At 72.5% G+C, this 15,181-nt stretch carries 12 protein-coding genes; 6 read left to right on the top strand and 6 right to left on the bottom strand.

What is annotated here, in order from left to right; all coding sequences use genetic code 11:
* Positions 1 to 5: 5 nt before the first annotated feature.
* Positions 6 to 2,252: an FtsX-like permease family protein gene (locus AB0J66_RS12290; protein WP_364659047.1), complete on the bottom strand. Its 2,247-nt coding sequence runs from the start codon at positions 2,250 to 2,252 to the stop codon at positions 6 to 8.
* Complete coding sequence (locus AB0J66_RS12285) at positions 2,252 to 2,905, bottom strand: ABC transporter ATP-binding protein (RefSeq protein WP_364659046.1); 654 nt, start codon at positions 2,903 to 2,905, stop codon at positions 2,252 to 2,254. The genes AB0J66_RS12290 and AB0J66_RS12285 overlap by 1 nt, the downstream gene beginning before the upstream one ends.
* A gap of 132 nt (positions 2,906 to 3,037) precedes the next feature.
* Here AB0J66_RS12285 and AB0J66_RS12280 point away from each other — a divergent pair, with 132 nt between their 5' ends.
* From AB0J66_RS12280 to AB0J66_RS12270, 3 genes are all read left to right on the top strand, one after another.
* Positions 3,038 to 4,339 carry a histidine kinase gene (locus AB0J66_RS12280; RefSeq protein ID WP_364659045.1) on the top strand — a complete coding sequence of 434 codons (1,302 nt, stop codon included), beginning with the start codon at positions 3,038 to 3,040 and terminating at the stop codon, positions 4,337 to 4,339.
* Positions 4,336 to 5,010: a response regulator transcription factor gene (locus tag AB0J66_RS12275; protein WP_364659043.1), complete on the top strand. Its 675-nt coding sequence runs from the start codon at positions 4,336 to 4,338 to the stop codon at positions 5,008 to 5,010. The genes AB0J66_RS12280 and AB0J66_RS12275 overlap by 4 nt, the downstream gene beginning before the upstream one ends.
* Before the next feature lie 113 nt (positions 5,011 to 5,123).
* Positions 5,124 to 7,163, top strand: coding sequence for a DUF4173 domain-containing protein (locus tag AB0J66_RS12270; protein ID WP_364659042.1), 2,040 nt, complete (start codon positions 5,124 to 5,126; stop codon positions 7,161 to 7,163).
* A gap of 36 nt (positions 7,164 to 7,199) precedes the next feature.
* On the opposite strand, the gene AB0J66_RS12265 is transcribed toward AB0J66_RS12270, so the two are convergent.
* On the bottom strand, positions 7,200 to 7,754 hold the full coding sequence (locus AB0J66_RS12265; RefSeq protein ID WP_364659041.1) for a hypothetical protein: 555 nt from the start codon (positions 7,752 to 7,754) through the stop codon (positions 7,200 to 7,202).
* A 204-nt stretch (positions 7,755 to 7,958) separates the two neighbouring features.
* On the opposite strand from AB0J66_RS12265, the gene AB0J66_RS12260 reads away from it, so the two are divergent.
* Complete coding sequence (locus tag AB0J66_RS12260) at positions 7,959 to 8,579, top strand: DUF5701 family protein (RefSeq protein WP_364659040.1); 621 nt, start codon at positions 7,959 to 7,961, stop codon at positions 8,577 to 8,579.
* Here AB0J66_RS12260 and AB0J66_RS12255 read toward each other — a convergent pair whose 3' ends face one another.
* On the bottom strand, positions 8,580 to 9,941 hold the full coding sequence (locus tag AB0J66_RS12255; RefSeq protein WP_364659038.1) for a permease prefix domain 1-containing protein: 1,362 nt from the start codon (positions 9,939 to 9,941) through the stop codon (positions 8,580 to 8,582). It abuts the gene before it with no gap.
* Positions 9,938 to 10,288: a helix-turn-helix transcriptional regulator gene (locus tag AB0J66_RS12250; RefSeq protein WP_364659036.1), complete on the bottom strand. Its 351-nt coding sequence runs from the start codon at positions 10,286 to 10,288 to the stop codon at positions 9,938 to 9,940. Before AB0J66_RS12250 ends, AB0J66_RS12255 begins: the two co-directional genes overlap by 4 nt.
* Positions 10,289 to 10,384: 96 nt before the next feature.
* Here AB0J66_RS12250 and AB0J66_RS12245 point away from each other — a divergent pair, with 96 nt between their 5' ends.
* Together AB0J66_RS12245 and AB0J66_RS12240 are read left to right on the top strand one after the other, a co-directional pair.
* Positions 10,385 to 13,600 carry a CHAT domain-containing protein gene (locus AB0J66_RS12245; RefSeq protein ID WP_364659034.1) on the top strand — a complete coding sequence of 1,072 codons (3,216 nt, stop codon included), beginning with the start codon at positions 10,385 to 10,387 and terminating at the stop codon, positions 13,598 to 13,600.
* Between the two features lie 49 nt (positions 13,601 to 13,649).
* The gene (locus tag AB0J66_RS12240; RefSeq protein ID WP_364659032.1) at positions 13,650 to 14,603 is read left to right on the top strand and encodes an NPCBM/NEW2 domain-containing protein; all 954 of its coding nucleotides are present in this window, start codon (positions 13,650 to 13,652) and stop codon (positions 14,601 to 14,603) included.
* Between the two features lie 4 nt (positions 14,604 to 14,607).
* On the opposite strand, the gene AB0J66_RS12235 is transcribed toward AB0J66_RS12240, so the two are convergent.
* Entirely contained in the window at positions 14,608 to 15,177 is a 570-nt protein-coding gene (locus AB0J66_RS12235; protein WP_364659031.1) for a TetR/AcrR family transcriptional regulator, read from the bottom strand.
* Between the last annotated feature and the right edge of the window lie 4 nt (positions 15,178 to 15,181).

Here is a 15,181-nt window from a genome sequence, read left to right as displayed (position 1 = left end):
GAAAGTTATTCGGTGCGCAGGGCGACCGCTGTCCGGGTGCGGGCGGCCCAGCCGGCCGGGAGCAGGGCGCCCGCGGCGGCTAGGACCAGGCCGGCCAGGGCCAGCGCGGCCAGCAGGGCCGAGGCGTAGACGTCGATCGTGCTGTGCGGCAGGCGGATGCCGGCGCCGTGGGCCATCGCGGGCACGGCCCATCGGTGCAGCAGGTATCCGGCCGGGACGCCGATGATGCCACCGATCAGGCCGGGCGGGCCCACCGAGGCGATGACCATGACGGCGGTCTGCTTCGGCGTCATGCCGAGGGATTTGTGGACGCCGATGTCGTGCACCCGGTCGCGGGAGTCGAGCACGACCGCGTTGAGCACGCCGAGCGCGGCCACCGACACCAGCAGCGCGGTGAGCAGGGCGGTCAGCGAATCGAGGATGATCAGCGTGCCGTCCGGGCTCTCGGCCTGGGTGGCCTCGGCCGAGATGTTCCGGCTCCGCAGCGCGGCCAGGTAGGCGTCGCGATCGGTGCCGGGTGCGAGCTTGACGTACCACTCGAAATCCTGGCCGGCCAGGCCGGGCACGCTGGCGGTGTCGGTGTAGAGGTGGTTGTTGGCGCTGCCGTCGAAGACCTCGCCGACCAGGGTGAGCGGCCTGTGCCCGGCGCCGGTCACGGTGTCGCCGAGGTGTTTGCCGGTCGCGGTCAGGAAGCCCGTCGTCACGACCGCCTCGCCCGGCGCGGTGTACCAGCGGCCCGCGAGCATCTCGTACCCGGCCGCGCGGGCGTCGCCGCTGGTCACCGTTCCTCGTGCGGCCTCGCGCAGCCCGTCGACCGGGATCTCGGCCGGTCCGCGGCCGTAGAAGCTCCCGGTTCCCGGGGTGGTGGCCACGGCCTCGCGGGTGTCGATGTCCCGGTGGCCGGGTTCCGCCGGCAGAACCAGCACGTCGGCCGAGGTCTCGGGTTTCTGATCGGCCGCCTGCACCAGGCGCAGGGAACTGGCCAGGCCGATGGCGAAGGTCGCCGCCGCCGTGCCGAGCGCGACGGTCAGCAGCATGGCCAGCGTCCGGGCGGGCCGGGTGAACGGCTGGGCCAGCCCGAGGCTCAGCGGCCGGGGCAGCCCGGAGCGGGCGGCCAGCCGGGCGGCGAACCGGCCGCGGCCGTGTTGCGGGGTGCGGCCGACCGCGAGGGCGTCGACGGTACGCAGGCGGGCGGCCCGCCACGCGGCCGGCGCCGCGGTCGCGGCGATCACCAGCACCGCGGCGAGGATCGCGGCGGCGTCGACCCACGGGGTGACCGCCATCGGCACGGTGCCGAACAGGTCGGCCACGTCGGCGGTCAGTGGTACGGCGAGCAGGTCGCCGGCGACGATCCCGAGGACCGCGCCGATCATGCCGGGGATCAGGGCCTGGGCCAGGCAGGCCCGGACGACCTGGGCCGGGGTCAGCCCGAGCGCCTTCATCATGCCGATACGGCGGGTGGCCGACGCGATCGTGCCCGCGGTCACGTTGCCGATGACGATCGCGGCCAGGGCCAGGCCGATCAGGCCGAACGCGCTCAGCAGCGGCACGAACAGCTGCGTCCGGTGCGCGGCGTCGTCGCGTACGCCCAGCCAGCTCTGTGTCTGCACGCCCGGGCCGAGCGCGGTCGCGTGGGCGGTCATCGCGGCCTCGGTGCCGGCGTCGGCGTAGCGGTAGAGCATCTGCCAGCCGGCCGGCCCGAGCGCGCGGACGCCCTCCGGGGTCATCCAGCCCTGCGCGGTCTGGCTGATCGACCGGGCCTCGCCGACGACCTTCAGCGTGGAGCCGTTCTCCAGCTTCAGCTCGAACCCGGTGGGCAGCCGGAGGCTGGTCCGGGCGATCACGATCTCGTCCGCCGTGCGGGCCCAGCGCCCGGAGAGCAGCGTGACCTGGTCGACCCGGTCGCCGCCGGGGTTCGCCCGGCCGGCCACCTTCAGCGGTGGGACGCCCGGGCCGGGTCCTTCCATCGGTCTCGACTTGACGGTGGTCACGGGGAACGGGCCGCTCGCCGAGCCGGCCTGCGACGCGGTGGCCGCCGCCTGGGTCTCGGTCGTCGTCGCGGAGTCGAAGACCGCGGTCAGGTGGGCGCCGTGCTGGGCGTTGAACGCGTTCCTGAACGGCGCCGACGACGCGGCCAGCAGCAGGCCGGCCAGGACGGTCGCGGTGACGGCCATCGCGGTCGCCGCGATGATCACGATGGTGGAGACGCGGCGCCGCCGGGCGCCACGGACGACGGTCCGGATCGCGCTCATCAGGCGGCCACCCGTCCGTCGACGAGGCGTACGGTCCGGGTGGCGACGGCCTCGGCCAGGACCTCGTCGTGGGTGACCAGGACGATGGTCTGTCCCTCGGCGTGCAGGTCGACCAGCAGCTTGCGCACTTCCGCCCCCGACGCGGTGTCCAGGGCGCCGGTCGGCTCGTCGGCCAGCAGCAGCGGCGGCCGGTTCATCAGCGCCCGCGCGACCGCGACCCGCTGCCGTTCCCCGCCGGAGAGGCGGCCGGGGTAGGCGTCGGCGTGCCGGTCGATCCCGAGCGTCTCGAGCAGCTCGAGGGCCCGCCGGCGCGCGCCCGCCGGCTTCCCCGCGATCTGCGCCGGCAACAGCACGTTGTCGCTGACGGTCAGGTCGTCGAGCAGGTTGAAGAACTGGAAGACCAGGCCGATGGTGGCCCGGCGGTAGCGGGCGGCGGCGGCCTCGCCCAGCCGGTCGACCCGGGTGGCGCCGACCGTGACCGTGCCCTCGGTGGGCCGGTCGAGGCCGGCGATCAGGTTGAGCAGGGTCGACTTGCCGCTGCCGGACGGGCCGAGCAGGGCCAGGCACTCGCCCTCGGCGACGTGCAGGCTCAGGTGGTCGAGGGCGGCCTGGTCGCCCTCGTAGCGGCGGCTCACATCTACGACGTCAATCATGGTTGCCGAAGCTAGGGGCCGCCGGGCGCCCCGGGCGTCGGCCGTGAGAGTGCCTTGCCCGCCGCCCGTCATCCTTGCGGCGTAGTCGGGCGATGGATGCGTCCGGTGGGCCCGGCCGGACACAATGGCCCGGTGACCCGCTTTCTGCAGCGGCCGGTGGTCGCGCGGGCGCTGCGCCGCTCCGGCCCCCAGCCGCGGCTGACCCGCCGCAACTGGGCGTTCGACGTGCTGCTGGTCGCGGTGTTCGTGGTGGTCGCGCTCAGCGGCACCGACATCACCGGCCATCTCTTCGACACCACCAACGACGTGGCGGTCGCCGTGGAGGCGCCCGACTGGCCCGATCCCCCGGACCTTCCGGACGGCTTCCGCCCGGAGATGACCCCGGCGCCGCCCTTCGGGCCGGTCCACCCCGATCCGCAGGGCCCGGGATGGATCGCCATCGCCGCCATCCTGCCGCTGGTGGTGCGCCGCCGCTACCCGCTCGCGACGCTCTCGGTCATCCTCGGCATCACCGTGCTGTCACTGCACGGCGTGGAGCCGAGCACCGACATCCTGCGCGTCTCGTTCTACGCCTGCGTGATCGCCGGGTACACCGCGGCCGCGTACAGCCCGTACCGCCATTGGGCCCTGGCCGCGCTGGTGCCGGCGGCGTTGCTCTACAGCTCGTTCCCCGACCTGGCCGTGCCGATCGTCCCGGTCGCGTGGGTGCCTTTCCTGGTGCTGCTGCCCATCGGGCTGGCGGTCAACGGCATGCGCACCTGGCGTCAGCGGGCCGACCGGCTCCGCGAGGAGCGGGCCGAGGCGCTGCGCGAGGCGACCCGCCGGGAACGCGCCCGCATCGCCCGCGAGCTGCACGACATCGTCACCCACAACGTGTCCATGATGGTCATCCAGGCCGGCGCCGCCCGCAAGGTGCTCGACAACGCGCCCGAGGCCGCCCGTGACGCCCTGCTGGCCGTCGAGGAGGGCGGGCGGGCCGCCCTGGGCGAGCTCCGCGGCGTGATGGGGCTGCTGGCCACGGCCGAGGAGGACTCCCTCGAACCGGAGCCGGGCCTGGCCCAGCTGCCCCCGCTGATCGACCGGGTCCGCGACGCCGGGGTCGACGTCACCGTCACCACCAGCGGCGAGCGGTTCCCGCTGCCGTCCGGGGTGGAGCTCGCCGCGTACCGCGTGGTGCAGGAGGCCCTCACCAACACGGTGAAGCACGCCGCCGGGGCCCGCGCCACGGTCGATGTCGCCTATTCGCCGGACGAGCTGCGGATCACCGTCACCGACACCGGTGGGCGGCCGGCCCCCGAGTCCGCCGCCTCCACCGGCCGCGGTCTGGCCGGCCTGCGCGAACGGCTCGCCGTCTACGGTGGCACCCTCCAGGCGAGCGCCCGCCTCACCGGCGGCTATCGCGTTCAGGCCCAGCTTCCCGTGGAGAGCCGATGACCCCCACCCCGCCGGTACGGGTCGTGATCGCCGACGATCAGGCGCTCGTCCGGGCCGGCTTCCGGATGATCCTCACCGCCGACGGCATCGAGGTGGCCGGCGAGGCGGCGAGCGGGGCCGAGGCCGTCGAGGTGGTCCGGCACACCCGTCCCGACGTCGTGCTCATGGACATCCGTATGCCCGGCATGGACGGCATCGAGGCCACCCGCCGCATCCTGGCCGGCGACGGCCCGCCGCGCGTCATCATGCTGACCACGTTCGACCTCGACACGTACGTCTACGCCGCCCTCGGCCTGGGTGCGAGCGGCTTCCTGCTCAAGGACGTCACCCCGGAGTTCCTGGTGGCCGCCGTCCGCATCGTCCGCGAGGGCGACGCCCTGCTGGCCCCGGGCATCACCCGCCGCCTGGTCGAGCGCTTCACCGCGCCTGAGCCCCGCGAGTCCCCGGCGCACCGCGACCTGGCCGCGCTGACCCCCCGCGAGCGGGAGGTCCTGACCCTGGTCGCGCAGGGCCTGAGCAACCTCGAGATCGCCGGCCGGCTCTTCCTGTCCGAGGCCACTGTGAAGACCCACGTCGCCCGCATCCTGGCCAAACTCGGTCTCCGCGACCGGGTGCAAGCCGTGGTCGTCGCCTACGAGACCCGCCTGATCAGTCCGAGCACATCGATCTGAGTTGTCCCCCTGAGTTACGCTCCAGCCGTCGCGGCGATACGGACCCGTCCTAACGTTGTTTTCGCCGCGCGCTCGGCCTAAAGTGTGCGAACTGACCAACTCAGGAGGGTGCAGTGGCGGACCTGCCACCGAAGCAGCCCGGTCCCTCGGACCCGGCCCAAGACGTTCCCACGCCGGCGCCCCAGTTGCTGGTCATGCCGCCGACCGACGCGATCCCGTCGCTGGTCTGGCCGGGGGCCGAGGGCGAGACGGCATGGGCCATCCCGGTCCGGATTCCCTCGGGCACACGGGGCTACGCCGTGTTCCTCCCGATGGTCCAGGCCGAGACAGCGGCGGCCGCCCCGGTGGCCGCCCAGCCGGCCCCGCCGTCGGCCGAGGCGATCCCGCCGGCCACCACCGAGCTGACCGCTCCCGAGTCGACCGATCCGAAGCCGACCGCTCCCGAGTCGACCGACGATGCGCCGGCTGGTCCCAAGCCGGTTGACCAACCCGGCGAGCCCGCGCCACCGCGAGTGGTCACCGCCGCCGAGCCCCGGGCGATCCCGCCCCAGAACCCGCAGGCGGCACTGGCCCAGCGCCCGCAACCGCAGCCGTACCGCCCCCAGCCGGCGCGCCCGTTCGCGATCGACACCTACGAGCGACCGCCGAGCGCCTGGGCGACGTTCCGGAAGAAGAACTGGCCCGGCCCGAAGCAGGCCAAGGGCTGGGCCGTCCCGGCCGGCGTGCTCGCCGGCGCTCTCGGTTTCCTGGCCTTCCTGCCGCTGGACCGGGTCGGCATCGGCTGGTTCCTGGCCTGGCTGGCGTTGACGCTGGGCGTCGGGTTCGCGGTCCGGCCGAGCAAGGAACTGCCCCGCCGGGAGCGGCTGGTCCGTTCCGGCTGGGCCGCGGCGGCGCTCGCCCTCATGCTCGTCCCGGCCTTCCGCAACGCGTGGTGGCTGGTGACCTTCAGCGTGCTGGGCGCGATCGGCTGCACCGCGCTGGCCATCGTCGGCGGCCGGCAGGTCCGGTCGATCCTGTTCAGCCTGGTCGCCGCCCCCTTCGCGGCCCTCGCCGGCATCCCGTGGGTCCGTAGGCACCTGAAGTCGGGCCGCAACCCCGGCATCACCAAGCGGATCTTCTTCTCGGCCGCCCTGACCGTCGTCGTGCTGCTGGTCTTCGGCGCGTTGTTGTCGTCGGCCGACGTCGCGTTCTCCCGGTTGCTCGACGACGCCGTGCCCGACTTCAACCTCGGCGCGGTCTTCAAGTGGATCTTCTTGGCCGCGGCCGGCGCCCTGCTCGCCGTCTCCGGGATCTACACGCTCAGCGCGCCGCCGGTGACGGCCGGCCTGGACACGCCCGGCCGGGGCCGGTTCGGCCTGATCGAGTGGGCGCCGGCCGGGGCCGCGCTCGTGCTGCTGTTCGCGGGTTTCGTGGCGGTGCAGTTCACCGTGCTGTTCGGCGGGAGCCGGCACGTGCTGAAGACCGCCGGGCTCAGCTACTCCCAGTACGCCCGGAGCGGCTTCTGGCAGCTCGTCGCGGTCACGTTGCTGTCCCTGGCGCTGATCGCGGCCCTGGCCCGCTGGTCGAAGCGGGACACCCGGGCGGAACGGCTGCTGCTGCGCGTACTGCTGGGTCTGCTCTGTGCCCTGAGCGTGGTCATCGTGGCCTCCGCGCTGTCGCGGATGTGGGAGTACCAGCGCGTCTACAGCTTCACCGGTGAGCGGATCTTCGTCATGGCCTCCGAGATGCTGCTCGGCGTCATCTTCGTGATGATCGCCGCGGCCGGCATCAAATGGCAGGGCCGCTGGATCCCGGCGTCCACCGTCGGTCTCGCCGTGCTGATGCTGCTCGGCCTGGCCGCCCTGGACCCCGAGGGCTATGTGGCCAGCCGTAACGCCGCCCGCTACGAGGGCTCGGGCAAGATCGACGCCTGGTATCTGCGGGCTCTCTCGGCCGACGCGACTCCCGCTCTGACCGAGCTGCCCGACCCGGTACGGAGATGCACCCTGAGCTGGATCGCGGAGGACCTCAAAGAGCCCGACCCCTGGTACGCCTGGAACCTGGGCCGCCAGCGCGCCCGCGCGGCCCTGGACGAGCTGGGCCCGGCCGCGATCGGTTCGCAGAAGGACTGCAAGGCCGCCGACCAGTTCGACCTGCCCAAGACCCGCCGATGAACGACGGTGCTCCGGCCTTCGGGCCGGAGCACCGTTTCACGGCTTGTAGCACGCCCACAGTCCGGCGCTTTCCTCGACCGCGGCCAAGCTTTCCGTCTGGTACTGCCAGCCGCAGGCGAGATTCTTGTTTATCGGCGCCCGGCAGACCCACGTCTTGCCGTTCAGGACCAGCGGCTGGACATTGATGCTCCCCTGATAGGTGTCATTGCAATAGCCGAGCATGTCCTTGATTCCGCCGACGTCCTTCTTCTGCTTGTCCCGGCATTTCCCGCCGTACGGCTCGTCGACCTGGATGACCATCTTCAGGTCGGCCTTGTTGTATTGCCACTGGCACGCGCCGTCCAGGTCGATGGGCGCGGTGCAGAATTGGGTGTCGACCTCCGAGTACCCGTACGACTCGCAGTACTTCGCAAGATCCAGGCCGCCGACGCGATCCTTCGGTGAGGGCGCCTCGGCCGCCGGGGAACCGGACCCGCGCGCCGCCCCGATGGCATAGGCCCCACCGGCCACGATCGCAATCGCCACGATTCCGGAAACGGCCAGAAGTATCTTCTTGTCGAGCTGCTTGATCAATGCCACCAGGCTGGTCAACAACTCCATCCCTCGCTCAGCGAAGTCTAAGATCCATTTCATGAGCCCTGCTCCCTCGAAGAGGACGGAGCCGCATCATATCGACGTAAGTCAAAGCAGTTCGATCAAGAAGGTTCGAGCGGGCTGGGCCCGCCGGAATAACTCCGCGGCGTGTACGTTGTGCTGCACGGAAAGTCCGTAAGGCACACGGAGTTAGGGGATCGCATGAGCCTGACCCATCAGCTGGACCGCCTGCTCGAAGCCGGCCTCGCCGGCGTCACCGGCCGGAGCGCGACCGAACTGGCCGCCGATGTCGCCGCCCTGCCCGACGAACCCGGCAGCGTGCTGGCCGTGCATCCCGCGCTGGCCACCGCCCGCGAACTCGCGCCGCTGCTCCGCCACCGCGACAAGCCCGGCTTCGTCGTCGACGACATGACCGACCTCGAGGAGTTCGTCCCCCTGGACGGTCTCGCCGTGCCGGCCGGGCTGCTCTATCTGATCCGCGAACCCGACCGGGGCGACGACATGCGCAACTGGAGCCCGAACGAGGCCCTGCCCGCCATCCTCGAACGCGGGCGGACGCCGCTCACCGTCAACGAGGGCATCAGCTGGCTGTTGCAGGAGCCGAAGGTGCTGGAGCCCAACCACTGCTTCATGACCATCGGCTCCCGCAAACCGAAAGGCGCCACTCTGGACGCCCGGACCCCTGCCATCTGGATCAGCAACGGGACCGGCCGCGACGGCCCCACCCACCGCAGAGCACCGAAGATCGGCTGGTGCTGGGCCGGCAACCGGCACACCTGGCTCGGCTTCGCCTCCGCTCATTCCCGCTGCCCGGCCGGCTGATCAGCGGAAGCCGAAGACCGGGGGCAGGACGAGGACGACGGCCCAGAACCACACCGCGTACACCGGCAGGTAGAGGGTCTGCCAGCGTTCGATGGCCGCGAAGCCGGACCGCCGGCGGACGAATCCCCACAGCAGCCAGGCCGACCAGGCCAGGTTGACCAGGAGCACGATGTTCTGGCCGATCGCCGTCACGTTGTTCGGGGTGGTGCCGTACTCGGCGATCCGGCCGGCCATCGTGTAGAGGACGAGGGCGTCGATGAGAAGGGCGCTGATCACGAGGGCGAGCTGCATGACGTCGAACGGGCCGCGCGGGGCCTGCGGGTCACGGGCCGACAGCGAGTAGAGCAGCAGGCCGAGGACCACCGCGAGCAACAGGTCGAACATGACCAGGGCGCTGCGGTCGACGTCGATGCCGCGGCCGTTCCAGCCGATGACGGCGAGGTAGGCCAGCAGGGTGACGGTGAACAGCGGGGTGAACAGCCGGGTCAGGACCGGCGCGATGTTCTCGATGACCCCCTGCTTGACCTCGACCAGCCAGCCGCCGACGACGGCCGCGGCCACCATGCCGCACGGCACCACCCAGTTCTGGATCAGGTAGTCGGCCTGGATGCCGATCGCCTCGAAAATGCCGTACAGGAAGGCGATGAGGACGCCGCCGCCGAGCATCATCAGGACGAGGTAGACGAACCACTCGCCGGTGAAGCGGATGAAGTCCATCCGCCGCCGGGACGAGCGCAGATCGTCGGAGACGTAGGCCAGACCCAGCACCAGCCACAGCGCGGCCGGCAGGTGCGTCATGACCAGGCCGGCCGACTGGTCGCTCTCGCCGAGCGGGTACGCGTTCGCCACCACCGCGCCCACCGCGAACAGGGCCGCCAGCACCCCGTACACCCATCGCGCCGGCCGCCGGCGCCACAGCAGGAAGCCCGCCAGCCAGGGCAGGGCGAACAGGCTGAGATTGGCGCCGTAGAAGACGCCGAAGTCGGCGAACGACCGCCCGAACAGCGCCGGCACCTTGATCGAGACGGCGGCGCCGATCGCGCAGATCAGCATCGCGACCAGGTCGTGCCTCTTCGACGGGTCGCCGGGCTCGCTCGTGAACATCAGCTGCTTCCACAGCCGTTCGGAGTGCTCGCGGGCGAACTCGCGGGACAGGTCGTCCAGGCCGCCCATCCGCTTGACCGCGACCAGGAACGCCTCGTCGCGGCTCAGCCCGAGCGTCACCAGCCCGTCGACCGAGTCGCGAAGGTGGTCCTCCAGCTCGTCGGCGTCGGACTCCACCAGCTCGGGCCGGCGGCGTACGTACTCCCGCCACCGCACGAACTGGTCCTCGAGCTCGTCCTTGCCGTTCGTGATCGTCACGCGGTGCCCTCCAGCGGAATGAACAGCGGCCAGACCTGTTTGAGCGCGCCGACCACGGTCTGCCATTGACGTTGTTGTTCGGCCAGCTCGGCCCGGCCCTGCGGGGTGATCCGGTAGTACTTGCGGCGGCGCTCCCCGGCCACCGCCTGCCAGCTCGCCTCGACGTGGCCGAGCCGCTCCAGCCGGTGCAGCAGCGGGTAGAGGAAGCCCTCGGTCCAGTCCAGCTCGCCGCCGGACAGCTCGTTGATGCGCCGCAGGATCGCGTACCCGTAGCTCTCCCCCTCGGCGAGAATGCCGAGCACGATCGGCGTCGCCGAGGCGGCCACCAGATCCTTGGTCACCCGCACGGGCGCCTCCTTCATACCTAGAAGTACGAGGCATAGTAGTTCTAGGTATGCCGGAAGGGAAGCGACGGTCCGTCAGGTTGAAGACGTGACGAGCTCATGACCGACGAATCCATCGAGGACCTGCGGGCACGGTATGCCGCGGCGGCCCCGGGCAGTCCGGCCGCCGCACGGCTGGCCCGGGCCCTGGGCCTGCGGCTGGCCCTGGGTTACTTCCGCCAGGCCGGGGCGACGGCCGACCGGGACGAGGCGATCGTCCTTCTGGACGAGGCGCTCACCGTCGCCCACGACGAACCCACCGTGACCCACGCCGGCCTGGGCATGCTGCTGTTCTTCCGGGCGATGCCGATCCCGCTCGGCGGCGACCCGGACGGCAGCGCCGGCATCGCCCTGGGCATGGCGCTGATGCGCGGCGAACTGAACGACCCCGGCCGGCTGGCCGACCGGGACCGCGCGCTGGGGCACCTGCGCTGGATCGTCGGCCACGAGCCGCCCGGGGCCGAGGTCCGGCAGTACGCCGAGGCGCTGATCGCCGCCATGCGCGTGGTCGGCGCGCGCGACATGACGGAGATGATCGCGGCCGTCTCGTCCCTGGCCGGACTTGTCGGCGCCCTCGACGGCATCCACCGCACCCTGGGCGACCTGATGGTCGCGAGCGTCGAACCCGCCGCCTCCGGCCGGCTCGGCGCCGCCCAGGACGAAGTCCTGCGGCAGCTTCCGCCCGGGCACCGGCTCCGTCCGTTGATCCTGGCCGAGGCGGGGGCGCTGATCGCCGAACGCGGTCACGTCGCCGGCCTGCCGGAGCACCTGACCGGCCTGGCCGGCGTGCTCAGCGACACGCTGGCCGACCTGGGCGGCGCCGACCCCGATGACGGCGCGACGGTGCGCCGGCTGACCGGGCTGCTGCTGTCGGCCTCGGCGTACCGGAGCCGGCCCGAGCACATCGAGCAGGTCGTGCGGCTGGCCGAACAGATCGTCGCCGCTCCCCCGGCCGACCCGGTCCAGGCCGGCCGGGACCGCTTCCTGCGGGCGATGACGCTGATCCTGCGGGCCCGGTTCGCGGACCGGCCCGCCGACGACCTGCGGGCCGCCGCCGATGATCTGCGGACCGCGCTGGTCGCCGTGCCGAAGGACGACGACCTGCACACGGTCATCGAGGGCATGCTCGGGGTGCTGCTGCACGATCGGCACCTGCGGCAGGGGACGTACGAGGACGCCGAGGCCGCCCCGCGGATGCTGTCGCGGGCGGGCACGGAGCCGGTCATCGAGCTCGCGCGGCTCATGTCACGCACCGTTTTCGCCGTTCAGCACCTCGACGCGGCCGCGCTCGACGAAGTGATCGACGGCTTCGAGAACGCTCTGCCCAAGTTGGACGCCGGCTATCCGTGGCGCTCCCGATTCGACGTGGCGCTCGGGCTGGCGTACCTGGCCCGCAGCAACCACGGCCGGCACCCGGAGGATCTGCGCACGGGCATCGGCCTTCTCCGCCGGGCGGGCGGCGACCTGGCCGTCGAGGAGTCGGGCCGGCCCGCCCTGCGCGCGGCCGGGGCCCTGGCCGATCTGCTCGACGACGACCCGGCGCTCCGGCCGGCGGCGATCCGGCAGCTCGACGAGATCGCCCGCGACCCGTCCGTTCCGTCGCCGGACCGCGTCGCGCTCGCCGCGCTGGCCGCGATGGCCCGGCTCCCGGACGAGCCGCGCGCGGCCGCCGAGGGGCTCGAACGGGTCCGGCCGGAACTGACCGCCGGCCACCCGTTGGCGGCTCAGATCCATGCCACGCTGGCCACCGCCTACCGTCTCGACGGGCGGCTGGCCGAGGCCGTGGAGAGCGGGCTGCGCGGCCTGCGGGCGTACGGCAATGATGTCCTGCTTCAGAGCGGCACCGCGCACGCCCTCGACGCGGCCCGGCAGGCCGCGGCACTCGCCCTGGAGACCGCCGGCTGGTGCCTCGACGCCGACCGGCCCGCGGCGGCGATCGAGGCCCTCGAGCTGGGCCGCGGACTGGTCCTCGACAGCGCGACAGCCGGGGCGACCGTCCTCGAATTGCTGCGGGAAGCCGGGCACACCGCTCTGGCCGAGGAATGGGCCGCGACACCGGCCGCGCCGGTCGCGGCCACCGCCGCCGAGACGGTCGCCGCCACGCTGGTCGCCGTTCCGTCCGACCTACGGCCCAGAGTCCTCGCCGCCCTGGGCGACTCCGGCCTCGCCGGGCAACTGGTCACGGTCCCGGGCCCGGCGGAAATCGCGGCGGCGGTACGCGCCGTGGACGCGGACGCGCTCGTGTATCTGCTCGCCGGGGACGGTGACCGGCCCGGCCGCCTGGTCCTCGTGCCGGCCGACGGCGAGCCACGATGCCTGCCCGCGCCGGAGCTGCGCGGTGACGCCGTACCCGAGGCCGTGCCGATGGCGGCCGCCGGCCCGGACCGGGACATCCTCCCGGTCGACGGCCCGACCGGCGAGGACTGGGCGGCGACGTGCGACTGGGCCTGGCCCGCGGTGATCGCCCCGCTCCTGACCGGCCTGGGCGAACCCGGACCGGACCGGCCGCACCGCCTCGTGCTCGTGCCCTGGGGTCCGCTCGACCGGATCCCGTGGCACGCGGCCCGCTCCCCCGAGTCGGTGTACGCCTTCCGGTCCTTCGCGATCTCCTACGCCGCCTCCGGCCGCCAGCTGGGCGCGGTCGCACACCGGCCACGACGCACGGCGGGGCCGGTCTCGCTGCTAAGCGACCCTACGGGCGGCCTGCGGTGGGCGCCGGTCGAGGTCGAGCTGCTCCGCGAAGGCCCCTACCCCGGCGCGCGCGTGATCAGCACCGCGGACGACGTGCTCCGCGCGCTGGACGGCGATGCGGTGCTGCATTTGGCCTGCCACGCCGTCACCGGGGCCACGCCGGAGCGCTCCCACCTTGTGCTGGACCCGGACCTGCCGGTGACCAGGATTCTGTCCGAGGCACGGGACCGGCCGCCCGGCCTCCCCGGCGGGCTCGTGGTGCTGTCGGCCTGTTCGACCGACCTCACCCCGTCCGCCCACGACGAGGCGCTGACCCTCGCCACCGCGGTCCTCGCGGCCGGCGCGGTCAGCGTCATCGGGTCACGCCGGCCCGTGTCCGACCACACCACCGTCTGCCTGATGGTGATGTTCCACCGCTATCGCACTGCTGAGGGCCTCAACGACCGGGACGCGCTGCGGGCCGCGTACGTCTGGATGACCGACCCCCAGCGAGAGATCCCGCCCGAGCTGGCGCCGCTGAAAGCGGCCTCGTCCGAGCTGGCCCATCCGGCCGCGTGGGCGCCCTTCACGCATCACGGCCGGTGAGCTGTCCGTCAGATACCGGCGTCAGCACGTCACTTCCGGGGAGAAGATCGTGAGCACAGCGGGCAAGTCTCAGAGAGCCGCCTCCTTCGTTTTCCTGCTCCTGCTGGCCGCGGTGATCGCCGGGCCGGTGCTGTACCTCGTCTACTCCGGACAGAACCGGACCGCGGTGCCGTTGCTGGTCGGCTGCGTCGTCACCGCGTTCGTCCTGGTCCTCCTGGCCGCGAACGTCATCGCGCGGCACCGGCGCAGCCGCCGCCACGCCGAGCAGTACGGCGTACCCGAGAAGGGTCTGCTGCACGCGCTGCAGCTGCGGCAGTGGCTGATCATTCTGATCGGGGTGGCGGTGGTCGCGCTCGGGACGGGGGCCTTCACGGGCGTACGGGTCCTGGCCGGCGACCCGGCCGAGGCGGCACCGGCCCCTACCTTGACCCCCGAGCCGGCGCCCACGACCGTCCCGACCACCACGCCGGTCGAGACGGAAAGCCCGGAACCCAGCGAGTCCCTCGAACCTTCGCTCGAACCTTCCCTCGAACCTTCCCTTGAGCCGGGCGAGCCGGACGCCAGCGGCTTCGACACCCCGGCCCCGGGTTCGACCGAGTACCTGGACAGCGCCGACCCGACCGACGGCGGTTACGACGCCAAGCCGGTGAGCCTGAGCGGAACCCGCTACTCGCGGGGCATCCAGTTCTACTGCAACACCCCGACCAACTCGCACCTGCAGTGGAACGTGGCCGGCAGCGCCACCTTCAGCGCGACCGCCGGCATCGACGACAGCACCGACAACGCCTTCGGCAAGGTCGTCGAGATCCTCTTCTACGACCAGGACGGCCGCACCCTGCTGCCCAAGCCGGCCGAGGTCTCCGTCGGCCACCCGGCCAAGCTGTCCGTCAAGCTGACCGGCGTCGTCGGCCTCCGGATGGCCTGCTCCACCCGCGACGCGAAGACCGACGAGGAGAAGTCCACCTACGCCGTCTTCGGCGACCCGATCGTCGTCCACGAGTAGGTGCTCAGCCCAGGTCGGCGATCCAGCGGGCGGTACGGACGAACGTACGGCGGGCGCTGTCCTTGTCGTCGAGGAAGCTGCCGATCAGCAGGGAATCGCGCAGCATCGCGAGCGCCTCGGCCTTGACCTCGATGTCGGCCCGGCCGGCGTCGGTGAGCATGGCCCGCAGGTCGTCGTGGAACCAGGCCCGGTGCCGGGTGACGACCTGGCGGACCGGGCTGGCCGGGTCGGGGAACTCGCCCGCGGCCTTGATGAACGGGCAGCCCAGGGTGTGCCGCTCGGCGGCATCGGCGGCAATGCCCTCGATGGCGAGCTCCAGCTTGTGCTGGGGCGAGACGGCCCGGGCCAGCCCGGCGTCCCAGAGCTCCTTCATCCGGCTGTCCTCGCGCTCCAGGTACGCGACGACGAGCGCCTCCTTGCCGTCGAAGTGGCGGTACATCGTGGTCCGGGTGACCCCGGCCTCCTGCAGGATGCGCTCCACGCCGACGCCGTTGATGCCCTCGGTGTAGAAGAGGCGAGCCGCCGTCTGGAGAAGTTGCTCGCGGGGCGCGATCGCGCGCTTTGTACTCGCCATGATC

The sequence above is a fragment of the Actinoplanes sp. NPDC049598 genome, assembly GCF_040675435.1.
Taxonomy (GTDB): Bacteria; Actinomycetota; Actinomycetes; order Mycobacteriales; family Micromonosporaceae; genus Actinoplanes.
Note: the sequence above shows the minus strand (reverse complement) of the source record. Positions and strands in the feature narration are given on the sequence as shown.

Excerpts from the sequence above, each read along its gene's own strand:
- AB0J66_RS12290 (WP_364659047.1), bottom strand. The coding sequence starts at position 2,252 with ATGAGCGCGATCCGGACCGTCGTCCGTGGCGCCCGGCGGCGCCGCGTC.
- AB0J66_RS12285 (WP_364659046.1), bottom strand. The coding sequence starts at position 2,905 with ATGATTGACGTCGTAGATGTGAGCCGCCGCTACGAGGGCGACCAGGCC.
- AB0J66_RS12275 (WP_364659043.1), top strand. The coding sequence starts at position 4,336 with ATGACCCCCACCCCGCCGGTACGGGTCGTGATCGCCGACGATCAGGCG.
- AB0J66_RS12260 (WP_364659040.1), top strand. The coding sequence starts at position 7,959 with ATGAGCCTGACCCATCAGCTGGACCGCCTGCTCGAAGCCGGCCTCGCC.
- AB0J66_RS12245 (WP_364659034.1), top strand. The coding sequence starts at position 10,385 with ATGACCGACGAATCCATCGAGGACCTGCGGGCACGGTATGCCGCGGCG.
- AB0J66_RS12235 (WP_364659031.1), bottom strand. The coding sequence starts at position 15,177 with ATGGCGAGTACAAAGCGCGCGATCGCGCCCCGCGAGCAACTTCTCCAG.